10 protein-coding genes are annotated in these 12,292 nt (G+C 33.9%); 6 read left to right on the top strand and 4 right to left on the bottom strand.

What is annotated here, in order from left to right:
* Nucleotides 1-136: 136 nt before the first annotated feature.
* Entirely contained in the window at nt 137-1,090 is a 954-nt protein-coding gene (locus tag ERX46_RS16010; protein ID WP_130094876.1) for a hypothetical protein, read from the bottom strand.
* Nucleotides 1,091-1,657: 567 nt separating this feature from the next.
* Between ERX46_RS16010 and surE the strand changes: the two genes are divergently transcribed.
* The 3 genes from surE to lpxB are packed head-to-tail and all read left to right on the top strand — an operon-like array spanning nt 1,658 to nt 3,910.
* On the top strand, nt 1,658-2,428 hold the full coding sequence (gene surE / locus ERX46_RS16005) for a 5'/3'-nucleotidase SurE (protein ID WP_130094875.1): 771 nt from the start codon (nt 1,658-1,660) through the stop codon (nt 2,426-2,428).
* 43 nt (nt 2,429-2,471) lie between these two features.
* Entirely contained in the window at nt 2,472-2,786 is a 315-nt protein-coding gene (locus ERX46_RS16000) for a hypothetical protein (RefSeq protein ID WP_130094874.1), read from the top strand.
* Nucleotides 2,783-3,910: a lipid-A-disaccharide synthase gene (gene lpxB, locus ERX46_RS15995; RefSeq protein WP_130094873.1), complete on the top strand. Its 1,128-nt coding sequence runs from the start codon at nt 2,783-2,785 to the stop codon at nt 3,908-3,910. Before ERX46_RS16000 ends, lpxB begins: the two co-directional genes overlap by 4 nt.
* 243 nt (nt 3,911-4,153) lie before the next feature.
* Here lpxB and ERX46_RS15990 read toward each other — a convergent pair whose 3' ends face one another.
* Nucleotides 4,154-4,504 carry a four helix bundle protein gene (locus ERX46_RS15990; RefSeq protein ID WP_130094872.1) on the bottom strand — a complete coding sequence of 117 codons (351 nt, stop codon included), beginning with the start codon at nt 4,502-4,504 and terminating at the stop codon, nt 4,154-4,156.
* A 228-nt stretch (nt 4,505-4,732) separates the two neighbouring features.
* On the opposite strand from ERX46_RS15990, the gene ERX46_RS15985 reads away from it, so the two are divergent.
* Nucleotides 4,733-5,917 (top strand): SpoIID/LytB domain-containing protein, encoded by a 1,185-nt coding sequence (locus tag ERX46_RS15985; protein ID WP_130094871.1) that lies wholly within the window; start codon nt 4,733-4,735, stop codon nt 5,915-5,917.
* 223 nt (nt 5,918-6,140) lie between these two features.
* Here the strand turns inward: ERX46_RS15985 and ERX46_RS15980 are convergent, their stop codons facing one another.
* The gene (locus ERX46_RS15980; protein WP_130094870.1) at nt 6,141-8,027 is read right to left on the bottom strand and encodes a RecQ family ATP-dependent DNA helicase; all 1,887 of its coding nucleotides are present in this window, start codon (nt 8,025-8,027) and stop codon (nt 6,141-6,143) included.
* Nucleotides 8,028-8,134: 107 nt separating this feature from the next.
* On the opposite strand from ERX46_RS15980, the gene ERX46_RS15975 reads away from it, so the two are divergent.
* Together ERX46_RS15975 and ERX46_RS15970 are read left to right on the top strand one after the other, a co-directional pair.
* Nucleotides 8,135-9,202 carry a branched-chain amino acid aminotransferase gene (locus tag ERX46_RS15975; protein WP_130094869.1) on the top strand — a complete coding sequence of 356 codons (1,068 nt, stop codon included), beginning with the start codon at nt 8,135-8,137 and terminating at the stop codon, nt 9,200-9,202.
* A 449-nt stretch (nt 9,203-9,651) separates the two neighbouring features.
* Nucleotides 9,652-10,998 carry a hypothetical protein gene (locus ERX46_RS15970; protein WP_130094868.1) on the top strand — a complete coding sequence of 449 codons (1,347 nt, stop codon included), beginning with the start codon at nt 9,652-9,654 and terminating at the stop codon, nt 10,996-10,998.
* A 114-nt stretch (nt 10,999-11,112) separates the two neighbouring features.
* Here ERX46_RS15970 and ERX46_RS15965 read toward each other — a convergent pair whose 3' ends face one another.
* Nucleotides 11,113-12,183 carry an isoaspartyl peptidase/L-asparaginase family protein gene (locus ERX46_RS15965; protein WP_130094867.1) on the bottom strand — a complete coding sequence of 357 codons (1,071 nt, stop codon included), beginning with the start codon at nt 12,181-12,183 and terminating at the stop codon, nt 11,113-11,115.
* Nucleotides 12,184-12,292: the final 109 nt, after the last annotated feature.

Genomic DNA, 12,292 nt, shown 5'->3' with positions numbered 1-12,292 from the left:
GGAATGTTGGAACTTCATTTGTCGTTTAATCCACCAAGATACGAACCGCCGTATACGAGACCCGTACGTACGGTGGTGTGAGAGGCGTACTCCGTCAGTTTATCTGGCGGAGCCGTCTACTCGATTATGGGCAATCCTATTTTGAAATAATTAATCTATCCTCCGTAAAATATTCGATATTCCAATCTGTCCTGTTTAACACTAACTTCTCATTATTTAACTTCCACTCATTATCTTCCAAGAAGATTCCTGTACCACAAGCTGAACCGATTATATACTCCATTTTATAATCTTCTAAAAGAAGAAAGTAATTATAAAAACCTCTAAGTCTACCGTAATAAAAGGCATCTTCTTTATTTTTCACATAAAAATCGTTACAAATATTGTCGTCGTGACATTTATTGAAATTTTCTCTATCCATTCCTTCATTATACCACTTGCCCAATAGATTTGCTTTTATAAAATCTAAATTATTTGACTTATCTATATGAGTCTGACTTATAATACTATCCGATTTATACTCTGTAACCAATACAATAGGAGGATTTTTTCTGTCACTATATTTTGCAATAATTGTGTGCCATTCTCCTTCTCTTTTCCCATCTTTATATTTACCAACATCCATCAATCTGTCATCTAAGTTTATCGACCAAAACCCATCGGGTTCGAGAGTTGGTATCTTAACAGTAACTATAGAATCTTCGCCATGTCTGTCAAGTAATTCAAGCTTTTCCCTTCTAAAGTTAGTTTTAGATGGCTTTAATCTACCAGAAGTAATAATAGAATCCTTTTTTTGGTTAATAGACTTTGTATATTCAGTAAATAAGAAAATAGAATCTAAAAAAATGTCTAAGGAGAAAATCTGACCATTTACAGATTGAAATTTCCGATGAAATAAATAATTTTCTTCTTCTTTAGTGAGTGGATTATTAGGTGATTTGATAAAGGAATGCTCAATCACTTCAAAATATTTAGCAATATTATCTTTTATCCAAACTTGAGTAAATCCTATAAATGAATGGTCTTCAAAAATTTCAGACGGATGATAAATTTCCTTCTCTTCTTGTGCAATAGATAGTGAAGAAGCCATTGCTGACAGAAGAAAAATGAATATATGATATGTTCTTAAGCTATTCAACAAATGTGTCTGGTTTTTTATTGAGTGTAATTGTCAGTTGCCCATAACAATTCGCTATACGTATTAAGCATATTTCCCTTATATCTTTCCCATCAAATATAACAATAATCTCATTCGAAAAACCAATGAATTAAAGCCTTTTTCAATTGATTATAGAAGAAATACAAATATTTTATCAACTTTATAGGAGTATAATTATAAGGATAATATACGTTTAATTATACAGTTAAAATTCAAATCTCGAAGCCTAAAACTCCACCCCGAAGAAGACCGGTAGCTTTATGCAGTAATTTTTGTTGCAAATAAGCTAATTAGGGTAGCGACCTTGTGAAGCTCACTCAAATAGCATTGTTTGCCAAAAAGTACAAATAAACTAAAGGGCGTAGCCGGAAATGGTGGCCAAAAAATGAAAGTGAAAAACATCAGTCTTATTCCAAACAAATTCCCAATTTCCTCCCTCCAAAACATCCAATCACAAAAGATATGATTATTTTCGCATTCAATTGAAATTGAAGAAATATGTCGAAAAAACGTCCGCTTATCTTAATTACAAATGATGATGGAATTCAAGCCAAAGGTTTAAAAAGTTTAATAGAAGCTGTTGAGTCTTTTGGTGATATTGTAATTGTTGCACCAGATAAACCGCAATCGGGAATGGGGCATGCGATTACGGTAAATGACGTTTTGAGATTGGAGCGTTCGCCGTTGTATGAGCAATATAACGCTTATACGTGTACTGGAACGCCTGTGGACTGTGTGAAATTAGGAATTGCTGAAGTAATTAAAGGAAAGCCGGATTTGTTGGTTTCTGGAATTAATCACGGAGAAAACAGTGCTTCAAATGTATTGTATTCTGGTACAATGTCGGCAGCTGTAGAAGGAGCGATGGAAGATATTCCTTCTATTGGATTTTCGCTGTTAGATTTTGATTCTGATGCTGATTTCACTGCTTCTCAATGGGCGGTTAAAGAAGTTGTTAGGCGTGCTTTAAAGGGAGATTTTCCAAAAAGTATTTGTTTAAACGTAAATATTCCTCAATTGAAAACGGAAGAAATTAAAGGAATTAGAGTTTGTCGTCAGGCTAAGGCTTATTGGAAGGACAGTTTTGATAAACGTTTTGATCAATTCGGTAAGCCATATTATTGGTTAAAAGGTGAATTTAATCGTGATGATTGGAGAGAAGATACCGATATTTGGGCTTTGGATAATGGCTATGTGAGTGTCGTTCCAACTCAATTTGATATGACAGCGTATCATACCATTAGCGAAATCGCTGAATGGGAATTTTAATTTTGCTGTGTTTCTGACCAGCCACTAAATATATTCTGAAAGAATGGGAGTTATAGATAATTTGGGTAAAAAGTTAGACAGCCGAAAGATGGGAGTCATTTTTGGAGTTGGATTAACTATAATTGGATTCGTTGTTTTTTGGCAATGGAAACATGGTCAGAAATCTTTAGGTGAGTTGTATCATCATTTATATTCGAGTCCTAATAATAGAAGTGATTTGCTGATATTCTCGGTAATTCCAAATTTACTTTTGTTCTATTTTACAAATTTTCAATGGCGTTGGGATAAGTTTACCACAGGATTGGTGACAGTTACAATTGTTCTAACAGTAATCATTGCTTTATTGATTTTACTGTGAAAAAGCTATATATCATAACAGGAGAAGCTTCGGGAGATTTGCATGCAGCAAATTTAATGAAGGCAATTCTTCAACAAGATAAGAATGTTGATTTTCGCTATTGGGGTGGAGATAACATGGCCGCAGTTGTTGGTGAGCCTGTCAAACACATTTCGGAACTTGCTTTTATGGGATTCATAGAAGTAGTTGCCAACCTGAAAACGATCTTAACGAATATCAAATTCTGTAAGAAAGATATTCTTAAATACAAACCTGATGCTTTAGTTTTAGTGGATTATCCTGGATTTAATTTAAGGATTGCTAAATGGGCAAAAGCGCAAGGAATTCCTGTAATTTATTATATATCACCACAAATTTGGGCATGGAAACAAAACCGTGTGCATACGATTAAGAAGGTGGTGGATAAAATGTTAGTCATTCTACCATTTGAAAAAGATTTCTATGCGAAATTTGGAATGGAAGTAACTTTCGTTGGACATCCATTATTAGATGCTGTTGAACAATTTATAGCTAAAACGGATAAAGTAGATTTATACGCAAAACACAATTTGGATAAACGTCCTGTGATTGCGCTTTTACCGGGAAGTAGAAAACAAGAAATCAATACGAAACTGCCAATTATGTTGGATAGTTTATCAGCGTTTGATGATTATCAATTTGTAATTGCGGGAGCTCCAGCTTTACCGGCTTCATTTTATGAGCCTTTTTTGAAACACTCAAAAAATGTTCATTTAATTCACGGAGAAACCTACGATTTATTGTCAATAGCAACTGCTGCATTGGTAACTTCTGGAACAGCTACTTTAGAAACAGCTTTGTTCGAAGTTCCTGAAGTGGTTTGTTATAAAGGTTCTTCGATTTCATATCAAATTGCCAAAAGATTAATTAAAGTCGATTACATCAGTTTAGTCAATTTAATTCTTCAGAAAGAAGCGGTTAAAGAATTGATTCAGCACGAATGCAATGCGAAGTTGATTGAGAAAGAGTTGAAGCTCATTTTGCCTGGTCAACCAAAGAATGCACAAATGAAGAAAGATTATGCGGATTTGTTGAAGATACTTGGACATGGCGGCGCTAGTGAGACAGCGGCTGCACAAGTGCTGCTGTCAATTGATAATTTATAATTGACAATTGACAATTGATAATTTATAATTGACAATTGATAATTTTGACTCGCAAAAAAAAAGGTTTAAAGTTCTAAAATGATAAGGTTTTTTTGGCTCCTTCTTAAAGGATAAATTGTTTAAAAATAAACGAATCGAGAGGGAGCGACGGAGAGGACTTTTGATAATTAACTGTTACTTTTTACAATTAACGATTATTTCAACACCTTTGCTAAATATCAATTGGTCATTATCAATTAACCTTTATTTGTTTCGTAATTTTTTAAGTATTGAAATGAGAAGCTTGAGTATTTCTGACAAATCTTTTGTTAAGGATTTATAATGCTTTTCATCTATATAATTTGATTGATAAAGTAATTCTAACCAATATTCAGATTCATTTGCTTCTTTTAATCCTATAGATAATTTATGAATAAAGTCAGCTTTACTTTCAGCATGTTCAGATTCTCTAACCATTGCTCCAACGGAAGTGGCAGAACGTAATAGTTGTTTTGACAAAACATATTCTCTTTTTGATTCTGTGAAGAACTGATAAAACTTTACAATTCGGAGAGCAAAAGCAAAACTTTTGTTTTTGATGATATTTTCTTTCATATTCAGATATTTAGGTGTATTAAATATAACAAATACTTTTAATTAATCCGATAAGTTTTTTTATTACATCAAAATCTATAAAGACCATTTTCCAACACCATCTGACCACTCCAAGAATTATCAATTGTGAATTATCAATTATCAATTATTTCTCCAATTAACAATTACGAATTGATAATTAATCCTCTCACTTAATTCTTCCATACTTACTTATCTTAAATTCGCAAGATGAAGTTTAAAGCCTTCCTTTTATTTCTATTTTTAACTTCATTTTCAGTACTTGGGAATGATATTCAAATTGGTGTATATCGTGGTCATAACATACAGCGCATTGACTTTTCTTACAATGAGGGAAGTTATATGATTTATGGTGATTCAACTGCTTTTGGTGCGTTATTGCCGAATGAATTTGTTTCACTGAATAAAGTTGGAAGTAAGATTGAATTGAAAAAAGGAGTTAGAGTGTTAGGGACTTTTAAAAAAGTGACTTTAAAGCCAACCTCAAATGAGAATGTTTTGCGTTTACGTCCAAGAGCTCCAGTTCTACATGAGAGGAAATACAACGATGGATTTATCATCTTTTCAGGAACAAAAGGTTTGACAATCGTCAATGATGTTTCTTACAAACACTACTTGGGAGGAGTGGTAGAGTCTGAAGGTGGAGGAGGAAAGCACATTGAATATTATAAAGCCCAAGCCGTAATCTCACGAACTTACGCTTTGAAATACTTGAAAAGACACCAAAAAGAAGGTTTTAATTTGTGTGATCAAGTGCATTGTCAAGCATATCACAACAAGTTAATTTACACAGACGATATTCGAAAAGCAGTGAATGCCGTTGATGGAATTTATATTATTGATACAGTTTCAAATAGCTTAGTTGAAGGTTTTTTTCATGCGAATTGCGGGGGACAAACCAGCAGTTCTGATTATGTTTGGAAGGAAGAGATTCCCTATTTACAGCCTTTTAAAGATACGTTTTGTATTTATACGCGTCAAGCTACTTGGGAAAAGCGGATTCCAAAGATTGAATGGAGAAAATTCTTAGTCAATAATTATTTCTATCCTATAGAAGACAGTTTGTACAGATCTATCATTTACACTTTCGATCAAGTGGATAGAAAGGCATTTTATTTGAGTCCGCATTTGGGAATTCCATTGCGTGATTTACGTTATCAGTTTAAATTACGTTCCACTTATTTCTCCTGTTCTCCCGATGGTCAAGATGTTCTTATCAAAGGAAAAGGATTTGGTCATGGAGTAGGACTTTGTCAAGAAGGAGCAATGGGAATGGCGAATCAGGGATTAAATTACCAACAAATTTTGTCTTTCTACTTCGAAGGGATTCAATTTAAGCATTATTTTGAGAAGCTGTTTTTTAATCAATTGCCTTATAAAGTCGGAGACCTTTGATCAATTACGAATTTTTAGATTTGAACTTTTCAGTATTTAGTTTAAAGAATTTTCCACTATTTTTTTGATTGACCAACTATTTTACCTTTCATCTTACTATTTCTAAAATTTAATTTTTAGAAATAGTAGGATCTCGTTACTTAATAATCATCTAAACATGTCTTTAGATTTAAGTTTTAAAGCAGAATTCGTAATTCGTAATTTAAAATTCGTAATTATTTTTTTATACATTAGAAAAAACTCCCTCCTTAAAGTTAACCAAATCCACATCCATCATCCAGTTTAAAACACCTACTAAATAATGTCTTTCAACTCCTTTTATTTCATCTTGTAGTTGATCTAGTGACATGTCTTTTTCATTTAACAAATTATCAATAATTCCTTGAAGTTCTTCGGCGCTGTAATTCGATTTGTTTTCTGCTAAACAAACATCGCATTTACCGCAAGGTTTTCCCTTCTGTCCAAAGTATTCTAGAAGTAGAATGGATCGACAAATTGGTTTTTGAACGAAATTCAGCATGCTTTCTAACTTCTTCTCTGCAACATCTTTCCTTGTTTGATAGACTTTTTTGTCAATCTGCATGTAATTGTCAGGTAAACGTTCATGTAATAAAGTGACTTGAGGAAGTTCAGATTGCCATGAAATATCGGCTAAACCTTGTTTTTCTAAGTATTGAAGTTGCTTGTGAATTAATGTTTTTGGCTTTTTCAATTTTTGTCCTACCCTTGTTTCATTGACTTCATAATAATTTTCAAAAATTCCAGGATGACTTCGGGATAAATAAGAAATCAACGGATCATAATCGTCATTCCTTAATTGAAAGTTGTAAAGTGTTTTGTTACTGACAATAAACTTAATTTTGGTTGGATGAAAAACAGCTTCGTTAAAGAGAATAGAACCATTCAACTCTAAAATCTTTAATGCGTTATATGTAGGCAATGGTTCAAAGCCATATTTTTTCACTAAATCTTTAATTGATAGACCATAGCTTTCATTTGCTCCAGATCCAATTGCAATTCCAAAGTGATTGCACAAAGCGCGATAAACGGTTTTTATTAAATCAATAGGAGGGAACTGCTGTTCTATTCTTTGGCGCATTCTTACTAAATCTATTTGCGAATAAAATGCCATGTTTCTAGATGCTTTCCCATCTCTTCCAGAGCGTCCTGCTTCTTGAAAATACGCTTCTAAATTATTCGGAATTTCATAATGTAAAACGAAACGTACATCAGGTTTGTCAATTCCCATTCCGAAAGCATTTGTGGCAACTACAATTCGTATTTCATTGTTCAGCCAAGCATCCAGCTTTTTATTTCTTTCATCACCCAACATTCCACCATGATAAACTCCAGCAGAAAAGCCATGAGCAATCAACATTCTTGCAATATCTTTGGTTTCTCGTCGGGTTTGACAATAAACAATTCCCGTAGAACCAATAAATCGCTGACATGCTTTTAAAATCGCATTTCTTTTATTTTCAACAGCATAAACTTCATATGAAATATTATCTCTGGCAAAACCTCCTTCAAAATAATTTGGATTTCGCATTTGAAGTTGCGTGATAATATCCGCTCGCACTTCATCAGTTGCAGTTGCCGTAACAGCTATGATAGGAACATCCGCATGAATTTCTCTTAGCTTATAAATTTCCATATACGGCGGACGAAAATCGTGTCCCCATTGAGAAACACAATGCGCTTCATCAATAGCGATGAGAGAGATTTTCATTTGCTTAAATCTTGCAATAAAAATATCCGTCTTCAATCGTTCAGGGGAAACATAAAGAAAATCTAGGCCACCAAATTTTGCATTATCAAGAATAATATCGATTTCTCTTCTTGACATTCCAGAAGTAATTGCCGCAGCTTTTAGTCCTCTAGATTTAAGATTCTTTACTTGATCTTGCATTAAAGCAATTAAGGGCGAGACCACTAAGCAAATCCCTTCGCGAGCAAGTCCAGGAACTTGAAAACAAATTGATTTTCCACCGCCAGTTGGCAACAATGCAAAGGTATCGTGTCCGTTTATAGCGCTTTGAACAATTTCTTCTTGCTGCTTACGAAAGCTATCAAAACCCCAATATTTTTTTAATATCTCGACTGCTGTCAATGGCTTGTTTCTTTAAAGAACAAATGTAATTAAAATAACACCAAATTTGCTGAGCGGTTGGTTTGTCTATCGAAAAATCAGTATATTCGCAACATATCAAAAAAACTATGGAAACATCAAAATATACAATTAAAGCTACGCGTACCAAAGAAAGTAAAATCAATGAAGTGGATTGGGATAACATTCCTTTTGGAAGAGTTTTTTCTGATCACATGTTGGTTATGGATTACAAAGATGGTAAGTGGGGAGAGCCTGAAATCATTCCTTTCGGAGATATGGGTTTACATCCAGCGACGTCAGCAATTCACTATGGACAATCAGTTTTTGAAGGAATGAAAGCCTACAGAACCGTTGATGGTGATGCAGTTACTTTTCGTCCAGAAATGAATGCTAAGCGTTTTAGAAAATCGGCACACCGCATGTGTATGGCAGATATTTCTGAAGATCTTTTCTTGTACTGTTTGGATGAATTATTGAAATTCGATGACGAATGGGTACCAAAGAAACATACTAATTCAATGTATGTTCGTCCATTTATGTTTGCTACTGACGGATACACAGGGATTAAGCCATCTGAGACTTATCGTTTCATGATTTTCACTTGTCCAGTTGGATCTTATTATACAGAAGCAATTAACTTGAAAATCGAAGAGGAATACTCTAGAGCAGCTGAAGGTGGAGTTGGTGCAGCAAAAGCAGCAGGAAACTATGCAGCTTCATTATATCCAGCAAAATTAGCACAAGACAATGGTTTCCACCAATTGATTTGGACGGATGCGCAAACTCATGAGTATGTAGAGGAAGCAGGAACAATGAATATCCTTTTTGTAATTGACGGAGTTTTGGTTACGCCAGCTGAGTCGGATACAATTTTAGCTGGAATCACTAAACGTTCGGTTATTGAAGTAGCGAAAGATTGGGGAATGCCAGTTGAAGAACGTAAAGTTACAGTGAAAGAAGTAATCAAGGCTATTGAAGAAGGTAGAATGTCAGAAGCTTTTGGTGCTGGAACAGCAGCGACAATTGCACCAATCAAAATGATTGGATTCAGAGGGAAAGAATACCACCTTCCAGGAGTAGAAAAACGTACTTTCTCTAAGAAAGTAGTGGAAGATCTTGATAATATGAAATACGGTAGAACAGAAGATAGATTTGATTGGGTTCACAAAGTCTAATCAACTAATATATAATTTTAAGGAACGACTCAATTTATTGGGTCGTTTTTTTTGTTTTATGGCTTTTTAATGAAAAGTTTTAAAAGGAATTCCTCTTCAATGTCCCCAAAAGAAATTGTTGACCTTTCTGTCGAGATGATTATCCATTGGATTTGCGATTCGTTTGAAATGATGCGGCGGAGCGGAATCATTTCAAACGACTTAACCAAAAAACCTCTGTCATTCCGACAGAGTGCAACGACGAGGAATCTCTTTTAAAAATGAAGGATATACTATATTTTTATTCGATTGTTTCATAGTTTTTGTTTATGCCATAAGCAGGTTTACATTCTCAAAAACCTAAATCCCAATATTATCATTTCGTTTTACTACAGTCATTTGCCAAACCAAAAACTTTCTTTACTTTTATTATGGAATAATTTGAGAATTGCATCTCAACTTTAAACGATATGAGAGTACTTACCTACATATTTATTTTCTTGACTTTTGGGACAACTGCCCAAGAGTTGAATTTGCAATTTAGTTTTGAGGATGGAATGACAAATACTCCAATAGATTCAGTAGAACTAAAAATAGCTACAACTTCTAATCAGATTTTAATAAATCAATGGACACAGAACAATGAAATAGTTAAAACTGCTATTCCAAATAATCAAATGATTAAAATTAGAGCGCAGAAGACGGGTTTCTTTACTTTGGATACCATTGTAAATTTGAGTTTGTATCAAAGAGAGATTAGAAAAGACAAGCCTGTTGTAATTCATTTGACATTCCGTTATGATGGTCAGATATCTGGAGGATATGATGTCAGAGCAACTTACCAACCTGAAATAGCTTTTTCTTCAGAATTAATTAGCGTGAGTGATTTTGTTGTAGTGGACGAAAACACGATGGTACTTTTGACTTATCCTAAAAGATTGAATGCAGGAAGCGAATTAATTTGGTATGTAAATGACAGTATTGTTTCTAGAAGAAATGTTCCTGAAATAGCGATTCGACTTGTAACCGATTATAGAAATAGAATTTATTTACGCTGTGAATACACAGATTATATGTTAAAAAATGAGGAGTTATTAAGTCTGGTAAAAGTGCCTCGTGAGGAATTAGACAATTATGTTCGACCGATCTTAGACACTTTGCAAAACGAACAGTTGTATTTCACAACATATAAATCTCATTATCCAGCTTTTGATTTTTTTAAAGTTCAAATGCATGATACAAGTCACGCGGTGCTGCACCATGTTGAAGATACAGAAATGATGGAGTTTTATCGTGCTGAATATAAGTGGGCAGATGTGAGAACAAAGCTTTGGGCTTGGGATATGGAAGCTGAAACTGGAATTGACCGTGAAATTTGGGTGGGCGCAAATGTTTTTACAAATTCTATTTATTATGAAGCACCTTACAGTGAGTTTTTCTTGGTTGGAGATGAGGTTTTTGTTTTTGACTTCTACAGAGATCATTTATACAAATACGATGCAAATTCTGGTGAGCAATTAGACAGTTCGTCAATTGTATTTCACAAAGATGCTAGGAAAACAGGGTGGGAGAGAAGAATGGTTCAAGATCCAATCACTAAGAAAATCTATACGATGTACGACGAAGCTGGTTATACGAATGTGTACGAAATCAATTTAAGTGATGGAACAAGAAAAGACAAATTCACTTTGTTTTATCGCTATGTTGAGAATGTTCAAGTCTACAACGAAGAGCTATTTTACATTTATCGTCCTTTTGAAAGTCTACAGAAAAAATATCTTTACAAAGAAGGGTATCAATTGATAATTAATAATTGACAATTGATAATTTTGTTGATGTAGATTCGTTACAATACAAAGAATCTACATCAACAAACAAACCATTATTAATTACGCAAATCGCGTTAACCATTAATAATTTACCATTAATAATTATCTAAATATTTCAATAAAAATCTCTCCATTCGGTTTCGCATACGCCCTAAACATTCCACTTGTATTAAACGGCATTGCTATATTTCCTTTGTTGTCTAGCGCAATTATTCCACCATCACCTTTAATTGTAGCCAAGTGTTCTATAGTTGCTTGGGCTGCTTCTTTTAGTGATGAATTTTTATATTTCATTCTTGCTGCAACATCGTAAGCTACTACGTTTCGCATAAAAAACTCACCATGTCCAGTTGCTGAAACTGCACACGTTGCATTGTCAGCATAAGTACCGGCTCCTATAATTGGGGAATCACCAATGCGACCATGTTTTTTATTGGCCATTCCACCAGTAGAAGTTCCTGCGGCTAGATTTCCTTGTTTGTCGAGTGCTACAGCACCGACAGTTCCCATTTTCAGACCTTTAATTTTTGAATCATAATAAGCACTTTGGGTATTTTCTTCCTCCAAAATTTTATTGATTCGTTTTAAATTATCGTTAGTAATAAAATAGGAGGGAACCACCATTTCTAAATTATTTGACTGAGCAAAACTTTCCGCTCCAGCTCCTGACAACATAACATGTGGAGATTTTTGCATGATAGTATAAGCCAATTCTATCGGACTTTTTACAGTACTAATTCCTGAAACTGCTCCTGCTTGACCTGTTGCACCATCCATAAATGAAGCATCCAATGAAACAGTTTTTTCATGTGTAAGAACTGCGCCAATTCCAGCATTAAAAAGTGAATCTTTTTCTAGAATTTGAATAGTTGTCAATACAGCTTCTGAACTTGAACCGCCATTTTCTAATATCGAATACCCAGTTTCTAGCGCTATTCTTAAAGCATTCTCGTAAGCTTCAATTTGAGCTTCCGTAAAGTTTTCTCGTAACATATATCCAGCGCCACCATGAATAACAAGAACTGGAGCTATAGTTTCTTTAAAATCCTTACTTAATGATTCTTGTTCAATTTTATTTTCATTGATGTTTTTAGAACTTTCCTCATTCGAACAAGAAAATAGGAATAAAAAAGGCAAGCATAAAGTGATTTTGGTAAGTATTCGTTGATTCATTTTATATTTTTTTATAAATGTAATAATGTTTTTATTATAGCTGACTTAAAAATTAGTTTAAGTATATGATTTTGAGTTTTTAACCATGTAACTCTTCACTCTAAAAAAA

This window comes from Brumimicrobium glaciale (genome assembly GCF_004152935.1).
In the GTDB taxonomy this organism is placed as follows: Bacteria; Bacteroidota; Bacteroidia; order Flavobacteriales_D; family Crocinitomicaceae; genus Brumimicrobium; species Brumimicrobium glaciale.
This window is presented reverse-complemented; position numbering and strand designations above follow the sequence as displayed.